The organism is Synechococcus sp. PCC 6716, from assembly GCF_022570815.1.
Lineage (GTDB): Bacteria > Cyanobacteriota > Cyanobacteriia > Thermosynechococcales > Thermosynechococcaceae > Thermosynechococcus > Thermosynechococcus lividus.
Genome location: NZ_JAKLTU010000013.1, coordinates 47501 through 63289, shown reverse-complemented (window position 1 = coordinate 63289; position 15789 = coordinate 47501). Strand labels below are relative to the sequence as shown.

Annotated in this window: 14 protein-coding genes and 1 pseudogene (1 of these 15 running past the window's edge); 6 read left to right on the top strand and 9 right to left on the bottom strand. The window is 52.6% G+C overall.

The features are described 5' to 3' along the window. The coding region (locus tag L5220_RS08165; protein WP_499572869.1) for a hypothetical protein at nucleotides 1–252 on the bottom strand (252 nt) is incomplete at its 3' end. Between the two features lie 159 nt (nucleotides 253–411). Between L5220_RS08165 and L5220_RS08160 the strand changes: the two genes are divergently transcribed. The 3 genes from L5220_RS08160 (at nucleotide 412) to L5220_RS08150 (ending at nucleotide 1543) form a co-directional block, all read left to right on the top strand. Further along, nucleotides 412–705, top strand: coding sequence for a hypothetical protein (locus tag L5220_RS08160; RefSeq protein ID WP_499498903.1), 294 nt, complete (start codon nucleotides 412–414; stop codon nucleotides 703–705). Nucleotides 706–822: 117 nt separating this feature from the next. After that, nucleotides 823–1050, top strand: coding sequence for a hypothetical protein (locus L5220_RS08155; RefSeq protein ID WP_099799655.1), 228 nt, complete (start codon nucleotides 823–825; stop codon nucleotides 1048–1050). Between the two features lie 19 nt (nucleotides 1051–1069). Then, on the top strand, nucleotides 1070–1543 hold the full coding sequence (locus L5220_RS08150) for a Tic20 family protein (RefSeq protein ID WP_448524943.1): 474 nt from the start codon (nucleotides 1070–1072) through the stop codon (nucleotides 1541–1543). Here the strand turns inward: L5220_RS08150 and L5220_RS08145 are convergent. The 5 genes from L5220_RS08145 to pflA all read right to left on the bottom strand — a co-directional run bounded on the left by L5220_RS08145 (nucleotide 1479) and on the right by pflA (nucleotide 10080). Then, the gene (locus tag L5220_RS08145) at nucleotides 1479–3038 is read right to left on the bottom strand and encodes an NAD(P)H-hydrate dehydratase (RefSeq protein ID WP_499572867.1); all 1560 of its coding nucleotides are present in this window, start codon (nucleotides 3036–3038) and stop codon (nucleotides 1479–1481) included. The genes L5220_RS08150 and L5220_RS08145 overlap by 65 nt on opposite strands. Continuing rightward, the gene (locus L5220_RS08140; protein ID WP_499572865.1) at nucleotides 3038–4183 is read right to left on the bottom strand and encodes an anhydro-N-acetylmuramic acid kinase; all 1146 of its coding nucleotides are present in this window, start codon (nucleotides 4181–4183) and stop codon (nucleotides 3038–3040) included. Before L5220_RS08140 ends, L5220_RS08145 begins: the two co-directional genes overlap by 1 nt. A gap of 9 nt (nucleotides 4184–4192) precedes the next feature. Then, nucleotides 4193–5917, bottom strand: a complete 1725-nt coding sequence (locus tag L5220_RS08135) for an ABC transporter permease (RefSeq protein WP_499572863.1) — start codon at nucleotides 5915–5917, stop codon at nucleotides 4193–4195. A gap of 735 nt (nucleotides 5918–6652) precedes the next feature. After that, nucleotides 6653–9304: a bifunctional acetaldehyde-CoA/alcohol dehydrogenase gene (gene adhE / locus L5220_RS08130; RefSeq protein WP_499572861.1), complete on the bottom strand. Its 2652-nt coding sequence runs from the start codon at nucleotides 9302–9304 to the stop codon at nucleotides 6653–6655. A 29-nt stretch (nucleotides 9305–9333) separates the two neighbouring features. Beyond that, nucleotides 9334–10080 (bottom strand): pyruvate formate-lyase-activating protein, encoded by a 747-nt coding sequence (pflA, locus tag L5220_RS08125; RefSeq protein WP_499572859.1) that lies wholly within the window; start codon nucleotides 10078–10080, stop codon nucleotides 9334–9336. Between the two features lie 752 nt (nucleotides 10081–10832). Between pflA and L5220_RS08120 the strand changes: the two genes are divergently transcribed. Together L5220_RS08120 and L5220_RS08115 are read left to right on the top strand one after the other, a co-directional pair. After that, nucleotides 10833–11546 carry an RNA-guided endonuclease InsQ/TnpB family protein gene (locus L5220_RS08120; protein ID WP_499572857.1) on the top strand — a complete coding sequence of 238 codons (714 nt, stop codon included), beginning with the start codon at nucleotides 10833–10835 and terminating at the stop codon, nucleotides 11544–11546. A gap of 92 nt (nucleotides 11547–11638) precedes the next feature. Then, nucleotides 11639–12163: pseudogene (locus L5220_RS08115) on the top strand (RNA-guided endonuclease InsQ/TnpB family protein); the annotation flags it as partial. A gap of 14 nt (nucleotides 12164–12177) precedes the next feature. Here L5220_RS08115 and L5220_RS08110 read toward each other — a convergent pair. Then, nucleotides 12178–13278, bottom strand: a complete 1101-nt coding sequence (locus L5220_RS08110; RefSeq protein WP_499572855.1) for a Get3/ArsA fold putative tail anchor-mediating ATPase NosAFP — start codon at nucleotides 13276–13278, stop codon at nucleotides 12178–12180. A gap of 686 nt (nucleotides 13279–13964) precedes the next feature. Between L5220_RS08110 and L5220_RS08105 the strand changes: the two genes are divergently transcribed. Further along, a complete protein-coding gene (locus L5220_RS08105; protein ID WP_499572853.1) occupies nucleotides 13965–14201 on the top strand; it encodes a hypothetical protein in 237 nt (78 codons plus the stop codon). A 57-nt stretch (nucleotides 14202–14258) separates the two neighbouring features. Here L5220_RS08105 and L5220_RS08100 read toward each other — a convergent pair whose 3' ends face one another. Both L5220_RS08100 and L5220_RS08095 read right to left on the bottom strand, forming a co-directional pair. Beyond that, entirely contained in the window at nucleotides 14259–15620 is a 1362-nt protein-coding gene (locus tag L5220_RS08100; RefSeq protein WP_499572851.1) for an IctB family putative bicarbonate transporter, read from the bottom strand. A 14-nt stretch (nucleotides 15621–15634) separates the two neighbouring features. Further along, nucleotides 15635–15789, bottom strand: partial view of a DUF7734 family protein gene (locus L5220_RS08095; protein ID WP_499572850.1) — the 3' portion only. The gene runs 148 nt beyond the window's last position; the window shows 155 of its 303 coding nt (coding positions 149–303); its start codon lies off the right edge, out of view; its stop codon occupies nucleotides 15635–15637.

The following is a 15789-nucleotide window of genomic DNA, read 5'->3' as shown; positions in this document are numbered from 1 at the left end:
TTCCGATCTTGTTTTTCGATTCGCCCCAACCTTAGCACAAACCCTGACTGCCTGATTAGCACTCAACCCAAACTGTTCTCGCAGGTCGTTATAGACCAACGACTGAATCGTTGTTTTGCTGGTTGTTTTGGGTTTGACGCGCTCATTGGCATAGTTGCAAGCAGCAGCAAACGCCTGAAGCAATGCCTCAATCTTGGCATTTTGTTCAGGTGTGGTTGCAAGTTTGCAAACTAGTGTCAGAGTTTGTTTCATCCTTTTATATTCTCACCCGTGACTATGAAAAACAAGCGTACTAAACCTGGCAATTTCGGGGGTATTGAACCCCTCTCAATTGCCGCTCCTGTCCCTCCCCGACCTGAAGGTGCGGGGCTTCTCGGAGGTTTTCTGTGATTTGGCATCAGGAGCAAAAAGATGGCACATCGCAAAAGCCTCATAGCGGTTGGCTGGACTGTTGCTACGTTTGTTGTGGCTTTATTTGCGGTGCCTGTGTACTATCAACCTACCCGCATCTGTGGGATGCCCTATGGCTTACTTGAGGTTTTTGGCAGTGTCCTTGTAGGCGCACTAGCAGTTTGTGGCTTTCTATACTGCCCTTTACGCCCCCTCTGGGCGAAAATTGTTACGTTTCTGCTGGCGGTTCTTGTCCTAGTTCAAGCGCTGCACCCAGTGCTTGGTTATGTGATCTGCCTGTCCCGAGCCTCTTGAGCGCAGTGGCAGTGAGTCGCCCCTTCAGAGGCGGTAAAATACATACATGAGAATTACGCTGATTTAGCTGATTTATAAGTAGCTAGCAGCAGCGTAAGCTCTGTCGGGAGGTCTGTCATGCTAGTGATCCTGACCCAAAATCATATTCTACCGTCACAGTCTGTTTGCCAGTCCTGTCTCCTTGCCGATCGCCATGGTCAACCTCGCTGGAAAGAAGGTCAATTGCGGTGCGGTGCCCCTGTGTATGGTTCCTCAGAGCGGGGGTGTCAGCAGTTTCGCTGTCAGATGGGATTTCATCTAGTTCAAGTGTCGGATTTGCCCGCTACCCTAGAACAAGACACCTAATCATTGTGAGGGCTACATTGTGACTTGGCGTGCCACAACAACGATCCCCGATCGCATCTTTGCTTGCTTGGCCTACCTCTTGCCCTTGTTTTACGTTATGCCGTTGGGGGGGTTCCTCTTTGAGATGTTTCCGCCGCTGCAAGCCTTATTTATCGTGGTGTTGCCTGTTGCCCTACTGTACTCCATTCCGTTTGCGGGGTTAATTGTATTTATGCTGCTGTACCTGCTGGTGGTTCGCAATTCCCGCATTAGTCTATTTATTCGCTACAACACGATGCAGGCACTGCTGATGGGGATTGCCCTGTTTATCGCGCAACTGGTGCTACAGCTTTTGACCCGCGTTGCCAGCTTTGAACTGCTGATGAAGGTATTGTTTAACTTTATTTTCATTGCAACAGTGGCAGGGGTTATCTTTGCCGTTGTCCAGTCTATTCGCGGCATTTATGCGGAAATTCCGACCCTCTCTGATGCGACAAAAAGTCAGGTTTTTTAGCGCTGAGGGTCGGTAGCAGCACATCCACAAGGCGCTCAGGGTACACCCCTAAGGTGGTCCACTGCTTGGCTGCTGCAAGTCCTGCTTGGGCATGCCACCATACGCCCCCAAGGGTTGAGTGCAGCAGCTCCTGTTGTGCCAAGAGACCACCAATGAGGCCAGTGAGGACATCGCCACTGCCGCCACGGGCAAGGGCAGGGGTACTGGCGGGATTGATCCACAGGTTGCCAGCAGGGGTGGCGATCGCGGTGCGTGCACCTTTGAGGACTACAAGACAATTGCTGTGAGCGGCTGCCGCTTGTACTTGCTCAAGGCGATCGCCCTCGGCACTTAGGTCGGGAAAGAGCCGCCGAAATTCCCCTAGGTGGGGGGTCAACACCAGCGGTGCGGCCAAAGGCCACGGGGAGAGGGCGGCTAAAATGTTCAAACCATCGGCATCCAGTACTGTGGGTATCCCCGCCGCTAACACCTGTTCGATAACGGTTGTGGCGGCAGTGGTTAAGCCCGGCCCACAGGCGATCGCCTGAACGCGTTGTAAATCTAAATCTGCTGGCAAGTGGGCGATCGCGCCTGTGTTGGTTTCTGGGCAGCCCACCACAATGGCATCGGGTACCCGCGCAAGCACCAAGGGTTTTAAGGAGTTGGGCACTGCCACCACCAGCATCCCCACCCCCGTACAGCGCGCTGCTAAGGCACTGAGGAGAATACTGCCACCAAAGCGCGCCGAGCCGCCAATGAGTAACAGTTGCCCCTGCCGATACTTATGGGTTATGGGGGATCTGGCGAGGGGCAACAGCTGCCAGCACTGAGAATCGAGGCAATAGCGCCGCGGCGTCGTTCCTAGGACGTTATCAATGATGGTTGCAGGAATGTCAAAGGTAAGGAGTTCGGCCTCCCCCACCCACGGCAGCGCCTCATCCATCAGAAGCCCCCGCTTCCACAGGCCGAGACAGAGGGTGCGAGTGGCTTGAATGGCGGTCCCCAACACTGCCCCGCGATCGCTACACAGGCCAGAGGGCACATCGATGCTCAGCCGCGGCACACACCACTGATTCACCTGAGCAAAGGCAGCCCCTAGCTCATGACTGACAGACCGCTCTAGCCCAAAGCCAAACACCCCATCCACAATTAGGTTGGCCGTTGCTAGCTCAGCTACCTCGCTAGTGAAGGGAATGCCAAGAAAACGGGCATACTTGGCGTGATCCGCCGTTAGGGGTTTCAGGCGGCTAAAGGGTTGCCACACCGTTACAGTGTAGCCCCGGTGCCACAACTCCCGCGCCACAACCAACGCATCACCCCCATTATGCCCAGGACCGGCCAGCACCCCCACCTTGGGATGGGTGGTGACCGGATAGAGGCAGCATAGACGATCGCTGAGGCGCTGCCCCACCTTTTCCATGAGAGCCGCGATCGGTAAGCCAGCCGCAAACATCGCTGCCTCGATCGCCTGCATTTCTGAGGTGGTGACGATGCTAGGAAAGGGTTGACTAACCATTAAACCCGCACCGACTGCCAATACTGACCAAGGGGCGCGGCATGATGGGCACCGGTGACCTGCGGCACATTCCCCGGAATCCCCAACTGTTGCCAGTAGGCCAACACCGCAAAGGCGATCGCCTCTTTGGCATCCACGGGTACCCCCGCCACTGCCGTGGTTTCTACTGGAATTTCCCCCAGATGTAGCCGTAGGCGTTCCTGCAAAAAGCCATTATGGGCACCGCCACCACACAATAAGACCCGATCCGGTCGCCGGGGTAAAAAGCGCTCATAGCTCTGGGCAATACTGCGGGCGGTAAACTCCGTGAGGGTGGCTAACACATCGGCTGGTTTAAGGCCTAGGGCAGTGGCTTGCTCTAAACACTGCTGCCAAAATAGCCAGCCAAAGAGTTCCCGGCCAGTGGATTTAGGGGGCGGTGCACTAAAAAAGGGATGGCTCAGCCATTGCACCACTAACGCCTCACACACGTGCCCTTGCCGTGCCCAGTGCCCATCCGCATCGTAGCGCTGTTGTCCAGCAGAAAAATAACTCACCGCCAGATCAAGGAGGACGTTGCCAGGGCCAGTATCCCACCCCAGCACGTGATTGCCGCTTTGATCCTGCTGCTGGGGGAGGAGGTAGGCCACATTGCCAATGCCGCCAATATTTTGAATACAGCGATACTCTTGGGGGTGCCCCAGCAGACACCAATCCACCCGCGGCACGAGGGGTGCCCCCTGCCCCCCTAGGGCAATATCCTGGGCACGAAAGTTCGAAACGGTGGGAATGCCAGTGCGATGGGCAATCAGTTCACCGCGCCCCAACTGCACACTGTGACCGAGGCGATCGCCCGTGGGGGGACGATGGAACACCGTTTGACCATGGGAGCCAATCAGTTGCGCTGGCGGGTAGCCCATCTGGACGGTTAACGCAGCGGTGGCAAAAGCGGTGGCAATGGCATCGTCTAGTTCCGACCACGCCGCCATAGTAAGCGGCTCTGCGGCACAGACCGCTAAAATCTGCTGCCGTAACTCTGGCGGGTAGGGAACCGTGCAAAAATTTAGCACCTGCACCCGCAAATCCAGTTGCCGCCCCTGCAACTCCACCAAAACTGCATCAATGCCATCCACCGATGTCCCGCTGATCAGGCCAATAACCCGCATGGCAACCTCCTATAAAAGTTGGTACTTCGTTTCCGCCAAGCGGTACAGGGGTCGCCAAACGAAGCGATTCGTCAGCACCACTAGGAGAGACATCACAACGGTGGACGCTAGCAACAGCGGAAAATCAGCCTTCACACTGGCTTCAGAGATAATTGCGCCTAAGCCCAACGTCTGCTCCGTTTGGTTCTGAAACTCAACGTACTCACTGACAATGCTGGAGTTCCATGCCCCCCCCACAGCGGTAATAATCCCCGTAATCAGGTAGGGGAAAATGCCCGGCAGAATAACAGTGCGCCAGCGTTGCCACCACGAGAGTTGGTAGATCGTTGCCGCCTCAAATAACTCCGTGGGAATGGCCTGTGCCCCAGCAATGACGTTAAAGAGAATGTACCACATTGTCCCCAGCATCATTAATGCCACAGCGCCAATTTCTAACCCCCCCCCTAAGTTGGCCAACGCTAGCAGGAGCACCGGAAACAGCGCCGTTGCTGGCACTGACGCAGCAATTTGCACCAAGGGCTGGAGCACCTGCGCCGCCCGTGGATTGCGGCCAATGGCTACCCCCACTGGCACGGTCCACAATAGGGATAAAACTAGAGCAACACTGACCCGCACCGTGGTTAACACCGCACCAATGCCGATGAGTTGCCAATTGCGGATGCTGAGGGTCGTCATTTGCACGGCTGAGGCAATGGTGCCCCAACCGACCACAGCAACAAACAAAAAGAACACGATCGGCAAAATAGGCACACTATGACTGCGAGGGGGAGCAGCGGTCGTCCGCTGTGCCCCTTTAGGGCGCAGGTAATTGTCTAGCCGTTCCCACACCGGCGTAAAGACCGTTTGATGAAAGGCACGCAGGGTGGGCGATCGCCGCAGAAAATCTAACACAAAAGACTTAGGCGTACTTTCGGCCTCGACCATCTCGATTTTGAACTTTTCCCCCCAAGCAATCAGTGGCCGCCAGACCACAATATCAACTGCAATAATGACACTAATGAGCACCGCCAACCCGTAAACCAAGGCGGCATAGTCCTGCTGGTTCGCTGCCTCCGCAAGGTACGAGCCTAACCCCGGAAGCGTAAAGGTTTGCTCACCAATGGTAAACGACTCGATCGCCATCAAGAAGAACCAGCCCCCCGCGACCGACATCACACTATTCCAGATCAAACCAATGGCTCCTGCAGGTAAATCCAGCGTCCACACTTGCTGCCACCAGCCCAAGCGATAGATTTTAGCCACCTCCCGCAATTCTCGCGGCACACTGATGAGGGATTGGTAAAAGCTAAACGTCATGTTCCAAGCCATGCCAGTATAGATGAGAATAATCGCCGCTAACTCCACCCCTAGGCGACTTCCCGGAAAAATCGCAATCAGCGCTAGGACAACGCCGGGCAAAAACGACAGCACTGGAATTGACTGCAAAATATCCAATAGCGGTAGCAAAATCTTTTCGGCGGTGCGGTTGTAAAACGCCAAGTAAGAATACAACACACTAAACACTAAGGAAATGATGTAGGCAATTAGCATCCGTAGGAGCGTCTGCGCCGTATAACTGGGTAAGACGCTGGGACTGAGCTGAATGGTGATGGTAGGGTCATAGCTAGCGGTGAATTTTGCCGCCGTATTCACAATCCAGAAAATAAGCGTAATCAGGGCAAGAATAATCAAGCCGTCTTGCCACGTCCATGGACGGTTCAGGGTTTGATTATCGGGGGTGAGGGGGCGTGCCATGCGGTTCCTCCACGGGGCATCTTCACGAGGCAAATTATATCGCTCCACCGCCAATGTATCTGAGTGGGGCAATACAGCAGCATCACAGCGGCATCTGCATCTTTCCAAAAGCAGATGCGGCATCGCAGTTAATCTCAACTGATCGAATATTAGAGATTGGGCTTGGCGATCGCAGTCATCTTATGCCAAGTTGCTTCTTGATAGGGATGGGTGGCAGTTGGCTCAAAACCCAAACAATCGCTCAAGCTACCTAACGGCCAAGATCAGCAGTTGCAGAGATCTTCAACGCAGCCCCGATCGCCCGTCAATCCGCTGCACTGTAATGCTAGCTGGAACACGCAGTGATCACCCCTCGCGACTGCCCTCCCCGATAACCTCTTGGGCGCTTTCGCTGCCACAGATACCCCTCAAACTACTGCTTCAACCGACCATTTTATTAAGACCCAGTATGAGTTAGCGACATTTACTAACAGGAAGCAGTATTCCTGTGATCTTAGCGCCAGCTACAATATCGCAGCTCGATACTTGGCGTATCAACTGAAGCTGACCCGCCGAAAGGACAGGCAAGTAGCGAAAGGCAGAAGTTGCTGCGCTACGCCGAGAATGCCGGTCACCCTCTCTCTGCTATGGGATTGGGAAGCCACTTATGAACGCGAAGCGTCATGAGCAGAGCATTCACATATTGGCAAATCCTGATCTGCTCTTTTTGCCGGAGTGTAGCTAGGGGCAAATCGCCTAAGCAGTTGATGAATGTTCGGGATGATAGGCTGCGGCCTCTAAGCGGCACCCCATATAGGCAAGGGTGTAAAGCTCCTTCAGATCCTGAATGAGCGGGTAGCGGGGATTGGCTCCCGTACACTGATCGTCAAAGGCTAGCTCTGCCATTTCTGCTACTTGATCGTAAAAAATTTGATCTTCACTATGCAGTGTTTCCTTAATGGTGGCTGGAATCTCTAGCTGAGCTTTCAGGTCTTCGATCGCCCCAATCAGCCGTTCGACTTTTTCCTCTGCCGTTTCACCCCCTAGGTGCAACGCATCGGCAATCTGGGCATAGCGTTCTTTGGCCTGCGGATACTTATACTGCGGGAAGATTGCCTGTTTCAGGGGAGCATCCGTCGCGTTATAGCGAATGACATGGGAAATTAACAGGGCGTTGGCTAGACCATGGGGGACATGGAAGGTAGATCCGAGCTTGTGTGCCATGGAGTGACACACCCCCAAAAAGGCATTGGCAAAGGCCATCCCCGCGATGGTGGCGGCATAGTGCACTTTTTCGCGCGCTTCTGGATCGGCAGCCCCATAGCGGTAGGCGCGTGGCAGGTAGGCAAACAGCAGCTTAATGGCTTCTAGGGCTAATCCTTCGGTAAATTCCGTGGACAGTACCGACACGTAAGACTCCAACGCGTGGGTGAGGGCATCAATGCCACCGTAGGCCGTGAGTTTTTTCGGCATGTGCAGTACCAACTCAGGATCCACAATGGCCATCGTGGGGGTTAAGGCGTAATCAGCTAAGGGATACTTAATCCCCACGCGGTCATCGGTAACAACAGCAAAGGGGGTGACTTCTGAGCCGGTACCCGAGGTGGTAGGAATGGCGACCATGATGGCTTTTTGTCCTAAGGGAGGCAATTGATAGACCCGCTTGCGGATATCCATGAAGCGCATGGCCAGGCCGTCAAACTCGACCTCAGGATGCTCGTACAAAAGCCACATGACTTTGGCTGCATCCATGGGGGAGCCACCACCAACGGCAATGATGACATCTGGCTGATACTGTCGAAGCAAGGCAAGGCCACGGTTAACCGTGCTCAGGGTGGGATCGGGCTCTACCTCGTGGAAAATATCGTGTTTGATCCCCATTTCCTCAAGGACATGGGTAATGGGATCGGTAATACCTAGGTCAAAAAGGGGTTTATCGGTAATTAAAAAGGCGCGTTGTTTGCCGTCTAAATCCCGCAGTGCCACAGGTAAGCACCCAGGTTTGAAGTAAATTTTAGGTGGCACCCGGAACCAAAGCATATTTTCGCGGCGATCGCTCACGGTTTTGATATTCAGCAAATGATGGGGGCCGACGTTTTCGGAAATGATGTTGCCGCCCCAGGTGCCGCAGCCCAGCGTTAAGGAGGGATCCAGCTTAAAGTTATACAGATCCCCGATCGCCCCTTGGGAAGACGGCGTGTTAATGAGTACCCGTGCAGTTTGCATCCGATACTTAAAGTAGGCAATATCATCTTGATTACGGGGATCGGTATAGAGAACGGACGTGTGCCCCATCCCTCCAAAGTTGACTAGCTGCGCTGCCATCTCAACCCCTTTATGGAACTGGGGAGCGCGGTAGAGTGCCAAGATCGGACACAGTTTTTCGTAGGCAAACGGCTCTTGGACACCAATCTCGGTAACCTCTGCCAACAGCACCCGCGTCTGTGGGGGTACCTCAATGCCAGCCATAGCAGCAATACGACACGCTGACTGACCGACAATAGCGGCGTTCAGGCGGCCATCTTTCAAAATGAGTTGCCCAACCCGCTCTTGCTCCTCTGGTTTGAGGATATAGCCGCCCCGCCGTTGAAATTCGGCTTTCACTGCCTCATACACGTCATCAACCACAATGACTGACTGCTCCGACGCACAGATCATGCCGTTGTCAAAGGACTTACTGAGCAAAATCGAGCTAACAGCGGTGGCAATATCGGCGGTGGCATCAATGAGGGCAGGGGTATTACCAGCCCCCACCCCAATGGCGGGATGGCCGGAGGAGTAGGCCGCCTTAACCATACCTGGCCCACCTGTTGCCAAAATCAGCTTGATCTCAGGGTGTTGCATGAGTGCCTGCGACAATTCAATGGTGGGTTCATCAATCCAGCCAATGATGTCAGCAGGCGCACCCGCCGCCACTGCTGCCTCTAGGACAATCTTGGCGGCCTCAGCCGTACAGGCTTTGGCACGAGGATGGGGAGAAAAGATAATGCCATTACGAGTTTTCAGGCAAATCAGGGCTTTGAAAATCGTGGTCGAGGTGGGATTGGTGACCGGCACCACCCCCGCCACAATGCCTACGGGTTCAGCAATTTTTTGGATGCCAAAGAGGGGATCATCTTCAATCACCCCACAGGTTTTTTCCTCTTTGTACTTGTTGTAAATAAACTCTGAGGCAAAGTGGTTTTTAATCACTTTATCTTCGACAAGTCCCATGCCAGTTTCGGCAACCGCAGCCTTGGCAAGGGGGATGCGGGCTTGGTTAGCGGCCATTGCAGCCTGATGAAAAATATGATCGACTTGGGCTTGGGTAAACTGGGCGTAGCGTGCTTGGGCGTCTTTGACGCGCTGGATGAGTGCTTCTAGCCCCGTCAAATCCTTGACCGGTGCATAGCTGGTGGTGGCAGTCATTGGCTACTCCTTCAACCTTCATCAAGGGATTATTGAACTGTGAGATTGTAGTCACGAAAGATGGCGATCGCCCGGGCAACATCGTCCGGACTGGCGGCAGGGGTGTCATACAATTGATAGGGCAACCCTAACTGCTGCCATTTGTATTCCCCCATTTTGTGAAAGGGCAGGACTTCAACCTTTTCGATATTGCGCAGACCGGCAACAAATTGGGCGAGGCCACGGATGTTGTCCGGATCGTCCGTGAGGCCGGGCACTAGCACAAACCGAATCCAAGTGGGTTTCTGAATCTGATCGAGGTAGCGAGCCAACTCAAGGGTGGGTGTAATGGCGACACTAGTGACCCGCCGATAGGTATCTGGCAAGAAGGATTTAATATCCAGCAACACCAAGTCAGCAGCCGCTACCACTGGCTTGGCCACATCTAACACCACATAGCCAGAGGTATCCAAGGCCGTGTGTAACCCTAGGTCATGGCAGCCCTCAAAAATTTCGCGGACAAACTCTGGCTGCATTAAGGGTTCGCCACCACTGACGGTAACCCCCCCCCGCCGCAGGTAAGAGCGGTAGTGCTCAATGTCGTGGAGCAGCTCTGTGACGGTGACCGGCTTGCCTTGATGGGGTTCACGACAATCAGGATTATGGCAGTACAGACAGCGCAGCGGGCATCCCTGAGTAAAAATCACGTAGCGGATCCCTGGGCCATCAACCGTGCCACAGGTCTCAACGGAGTGAATGTAACCGATTGTCTGCTGCTCGGGCAGAGTTGACACCATAGGTACCTCAAGGGAAATTGAATTGGTGTGTTACCACTGGACAACAATGCTGAAACCTCTTGTGGTGAATGAATTCATAAGCCGGTTTACGCTGTTTGGGACTCTTGATACAGTCTCAATGACGGTAAATTGTAGAGGGACAAGTAACTAATAATAGCTAATAACAGCAATTTCAAATATGTCCCTAAAACCATTATAAAAGAACGATCCAGAGAGAATTCATTCCTTAATCAAGACTTTATAAAGGCCAGAGATTGCTGATAATTGCTGATTTCCTTAATATTTGCCCAGAATAGTCTGATCCCTTGCCACCGCTGATTTAGGTATTGTTTAAGTGAGGCGATCGCATCGTTAGGAATGCGTCCCACTTTAGATTATATAAAATTTATCAATGTCTATTTTCTGATTTAAGTTTCTGTAGCGGTGTGACTTATTTGCTGGCAATTAATTTGCACAAAACAAGCTGTTTCCTAGGGCATTGCTGAATGGAGCTATGAATTCCCTCATCCCCAACCCTTCTCCCCAAGGAGAAGGGAGCTAAGAGTCTTGTTTCCTTTCCTTTGGGAAAGGGCTAGAGTGAGGGCGGCAAAAGACTCAAACCCGAAAGTCATACGTCTATTCAGCAACGCCTTTCCTAGCACCATGCCCATAGGGTAGCTTTACCGAAAAACGCCGTAAAGCCCCTAGCTTTAGCTATGGGGATATAAGGCGCATATTGTTTTATCAAGCTGAGTCTGTGATAAAATGGAACCATGAGAGTCGTAGAAGCCAAGCTAAAGGGCACACAGGAGCAATATCAGTCTTTGGACGAAGCCATCCGTACCGCACAGTTTGTGCGCAACAAGTGTGTACGGTACTGGATGGACAACCGTGGTGTGGGTAGGAATGACCTCTATGCCCACTGCAAAACCTTGGCTCAAGAGTTTGATTTTGCTAAAAAGTTAAACTCAGCAGCCAGACAAGCAAGTGCAGAACGGGCTTGGGCTTCTATCTCTCGGTTCCATACCAACTGCCACAACAAGGGGGCAACGAAAGGCTATCCCAGATTCAAGAAGCATTGCCGCTCTGTAGCGTACAAGCTATCGGGTTGGAAGCTATCAGCGGATGGACTGTCCATCACCTTCACCGTTCGCGTAAGCGGGACGGAGTCCTTTGGCTTCAATGCAGGTACATTTGCCTTGTACTGCAATGGAGAGGCAAGACAGCATATCCTCAACTCTAAAATCAACCGAGTGCGAGTGGTACGCAGAGCAGATGGGTACTATGCTCAATTCTGCTTGGATGTAGAGCGCAAAGAGCAAGGACAATACACAGGCAATGTCATCGGTATTGACTTGGGGTTAAAACACTTCTACACCGACCAGAACGGAAACACGGTCGATTGTCCTAAGTTTTTAAGACGTAGTGAACGGAGGTTAAAGCAACACCAACGCAGGTTAAGTAGGACGTTCAATAACGGAGGTTAAAGCAACACCAACGCAGGTTAAGTAGGACGTTCAATAAAGGAGCCAAGCCTCAGTCCAAGAATTATCACAAGCAAAGGAAAAAACTAGGCAAAGTACATCTGAACGTTCAACGCCAACGTAAAGACTGGGCAATCAAGCTTGCTCGGTGCGTAGTGGCATCTAACGATGTCGTGGTGTATGAGGACTTGCAGGTGAGGAACCTAGTCAAGAATCATCATCTTGCCAAATCCATCCATGATGCTAGTTGGTCTCAGTTCACCCAATGGCTGGACGACTACGGGAAGGTGTGGGATAAGGCAGTAGTGTCAGTACCGCCACAATACACCACACAGGACTGTAGTAACTGTGGGCATAGGGTAGCAAAAACCCTATCCACTAGAACCCATAGTTGTCCTAAGTGCGGGTTTGAGTTAGACAGAGACCAGAACGCGGCTCTGAATATCTTGAAAAAGGGGCTAAGCATCTTGGGGATGGAATGGCAAAACAGTACCCAAGGGCATTGGGGAACTGGGGAGAAATCCCAAACGACTGGGGAGACAAGCACCTCTGCTATGGATGGGAAACCTGAAATGGTAAGTGCTGTCGCTGAACTAGTAACAAGAATCCCCTGCCTTTAGGCATGGGGAGTATGTCAAGATAGATTCACAATTAAATAGGGTGCTTCAAACTTTCCGCCCTGCACAGGTTTTCCCTTAAGGCTGGGGGGCAGTTCAATGTGGCGGCGTTGGTCTCCTGCCTCGACCGTTAACTCACCGCTAAACTCACTGAGCTTTACTTGCTCCTTGCGAAACCCGGGCAGAAAAATACGTACCTGCTGTTGCACCTCATCAAATTCGTGGGGAGCAGGGGCACTCGCTAGGTTGTTAAAGTCAGGCAAGCTAGGTACAAGGGACTGCCAAGCCCTAAGGTCGGTCGGGAGGGTTGAAATCCGTAACGGTGCAAAAGCTTGATTGACATCAGGGGTTGCCTCTCCCAAACAAAATACCTCAGAAATCGGCACATTCACCTGTTGAGCACTCCCCCACAACCACTGCGTCTGGGCAATCTCAAGCGCGGCAGGACTGGTTAGCAAAAATACCGATAGCCGCTGCCCATCTGAAGCAATCGTCACACCGCGATCCACCCATTCCTTGGCTTGGGCAAGTCGCTCATTAATTTTTTGGGTATCAATGTTCGCAGCCATAATGGCGCTGGCGATCGGCCCACCCATAGCAGTCGCAATTTTGTTAATATCCAGTTGCTCTAACAATCGGCGAAACCGGCGATAGTACCAAGCCAGTCCTTGAGGCAATCCTATCAACCGCAACGTATCTCGACTATTCGCACCTGCGTAAACAATCACATCGTACTCGCCACTGCTGTAATAGACCCGTAGGGCATTTAGGGTCAACAGCATATCCATACCAGGCAAAATCATCAGTTCACCCGCATAGACCTTGCCGACCAGCTCCGGCGGTAAATAGGACTCCACAAGGCGACTGAGATCATCCCAAGCCATATCCAAGCTTTGAGTAGCAAACAGTTGTGTCACGCAGAGGCGATCGCCAACAGATACCGCTTGAGACCCAGTTTCTTTATATACATCACCAATTAAATACTGTAATGTGGTTGCCGGTGCTGGCAACGCCAAGAGGGTTCGTTGCTGATGTTGAGCAAACCACCGAGCAACCGCTAGACCAAGAGCCGTTTGCTGCTCTGGGGTTGACCCTAAAAAAGTGACAATGCGCGTCATGGAAGCCTAGAAAGAGATGGGTAGTACTTGGACTATGGTATCGGCAAACGTTCAATAGAACACTCCCCTCAGCGCCCCACAGAATCCCCTTAAAAGCCCCCTAAAGGGCATGAAGGATAAATCCCCTAGCTTTATGGGTTCACCCTCCTTCTTGGCTGTTTTAGAACCCCTTGGCTGCCATTTACCTTTTGGTAGCTATTTACAGATGTTTAGAGTTGACCAGCCCTTTCCGTGAACCGGGGTGTGTAGTGCTCCCTAGCTTAATTTCCTCTTTTCAGAATTTTTTATCGTAGATCCCTAGGATCTCTACTACTCCTAATCTTAATAAATATTCTTATAGTAGTAGTAGGGGCTGTGGAAAATGTGGAAAAATATAGTAAACCCCTGACCCTGACTTGGTTTGAGCCTATTCATTCCTGTGGAAAACCTGTGGAAAAAATTGGGTAGTTTTCCACAGGCGATTAAATGCTTAATAAAAGAATAAAAAGATTTCCACAATTTTCCAGAGTTTTTCTATAGTTTTCCCCAGATTTTCCCCAGATTTTTCCACAGGCTTTTTGGAGTTTTCCACAGGTTGGCGCAAGGATTTTCCGTATTTTTACGATTCCCCCATCGGGGCGATCGCCGCCATACTGAATTCACGATGACCTCATCGCTTAAATTTCGTCAGTTATTTGGATTCCCTGATGCCATACGTCGATGGTCAATCGGCCACACTCGAACAAGTTATTGGCCACCTATCCCCTGTTGAGCAAATTCGGATGCTAATGCACCATCCTTACTTCACCGGGCGCTGTCCCGAATGTCGACAACCCATCCATCATTCCAATGTTGCCCTTGGCCAGTGCCACTGCTCCCACTGTGGCTGGCACGATCAAGGTTCGGCCGTTACGGCAGGKCTTCAAGAGTGGCAACAGGACTAACTCAAAAATCTTTAGTACAAATAAATCCCCCTTTACTTGGCCGGTTGCCTTGAGGTATCAGGAGGCAGCATTTTCCTGTTGGGGGACAAAACTAACCACGATCGCCACCATTAGCCACCATAGGGTTGCAACCTCCGGGCGAAACCATATCGTATCTACCAAGCCATGGGTAAGCATTCCCGCCATTGTGGCCACCGTTGCCATCAGCCAAAACCCTTGAGGATTGTTCCTAGCGCGTAATTGTCCTAAACATCGCCAAGCGCGATCGCCCACCAACAGCAATAACCACAGGAAAACGCCAAACCCAATCACGCCCACTTCCACCAGTAATTCCAAAAAAATCGAGTAGGCACTCAACGCCGTAAACCGTACATTGACTTGGTACAGCGGATAAATTTGATTAAACGCCACATTCCCGGGGCCAATCCCCAGCCACGGGCGCGCTTGAATCATTTGCTGTACCCCCATCCACACATTAATTCGGAAATTATTGCTACTGTCTCCCCGCGCAGCAAAAATACTGCCCGCTCGCTCCCGCAACGCTGGTACACTCACCACACTCCCCACCAAAGTAGCCACCAACAGTCCCAGCAGGAGGGGCACTCCCCAGCGCCGCCACCGATAGGGTAATTGCGGTAAATACCAAAACCCCAGCAGCCCCACACCAACAATCGTGGCGGTAGCCAACCCCAGCCAGCCACCCCGGCTAAAGGTCAATATCAAGCTAGCCGTATTCATCCCCAGCATCACCACTGCAAGGACCGTCGGTAATGTGCCCCGCCACACCGCGATCGCCGCCGCACTCAAAGGCACACTGGGCAATAAATATCCTGCCAACAGGTTGGGATTTCCTAAAAAGCTATACACCCGGGTCACATTTGCCAACGCCGACTCCGGATCCGTCCACGTGGCCAGCGGCTCCGCCCCAAACAGCCACTGCCGGATAGCTTCGACACTCACCCCTAAAGCCGTTAACAAATAAACCGTCAGCAGGCGCGATCGCCACCGCTCATCACGCATCACCCGCTCTGCCAAAGCAAAAAACAGCACGTACAAGCTGAGCTTCCCTAACCCCACAACAGCAGCCCGTGGCACCGGTGACAGCACCGTTGCTAACAATGCAATCCCCCAATAGCTCAACACCAGAAGGTGAATCGGTGACCAGCGACCTTGCCGCTCCCCCGCCAGAGTCCACAACAACCACAACCCAGCCCCCGCCATCAGCAACATGCCAATCATCCCCGACGGCATAAACGGAGCCAGTACTAACACCAACCCCACAAGCCAGCCACCCATTGCAGGCACCCAGCGCCATAGCCAACTTTTCTCCTGCCAGCCTTGTAGCATCCCCAGCAGCCGACCTACCCCACTGTGCGATCGCCACCCCTCCAACTCCAACCCCCGAAGCAGCACCCCCATTCCTTACCTCCAACTCAACCCTCGATCAGCTTACGGCCAACACACCGCGCCTGAAAATCCCGCCATGAAATCCCGCGCTCCAAATACACCGGCGCATTCGGATTGTAGGGACTAGCCAGCCGATCCACCGTCGTAATAACCGCCTCCATCGGCAACACCGGCACATCCG

Bases quoted from the DNA above. Each gene is read 5' to 3' on its own strand.
- L5220_RS08145 (WP_499572867.1), bottom strand. From the start codon at position 3,038: ATGGTTAGTCAACCCTTTCCTAGCATCGTCACCACCTCAGAAATGCAG.
- L5220_RS08140 (WP_499572865.1), bottom strand. From the start codon at position 4,183: ATGCGGGTTATTGGCCTGATCAGCGGGACATCGGTGGATGGCATTGAT.
- L5220_RS08155 (WP_099799655.1), top strand. From the start codon at position 823: ATGCTAGTGATCCTGACCCAAAATCATATTCTACCGTCACAGTCTGTT.
- L5220_RS08160 (WP_499498903.1), top strand. From the start codon at position 412: ATGGCACATCGCAAAAGCCTCATAGCGGTTGGCTGGACTGTTGCTACG.
- L5220_RS08110 (WP_499572855.1), bottom strand. From the start codon at position 13,278: ATGACGCGCATTGTCACTTTTTTAGGGTCAACCCCAGAGCAGCAAACG.
- L5220_RS08120 (WP_499572857.1), top strand. From the start codon at position 10,833: ATGAGAGTCGTAGAAGCCAAGCTAAAGGGCACACAGGAGCAATATCAG.
- adhE (WP_499572861.1), bottom strand. From the start codon at position 9,304: ATGACTGCCACCACCAGCTATGCACCGGTCAAGGATTTGACGGGGCTA.
- L5220_RS08100 (WP_499572851.1), bottom strand. From the start codon at position 15,620: ATGGGGGTGCTGCTTCGGGGGTTGGAGTTGGAGGGGTGGCGATCGCAC.
- pflA (WP_499572859.1), bottom strand. From the start codon at position 10,080: ATGGTGTCAACTCTGCCCGAGCAGCAGACAATCGGTTACATTCACTCC.
- L5220_RS08135 (WP_499572863.1), bottom strand. From the start codon at position 5,917: ATGGCACGCCCCCTCACCCCCGATAATCAAACCCTGAACCGTCCATGG.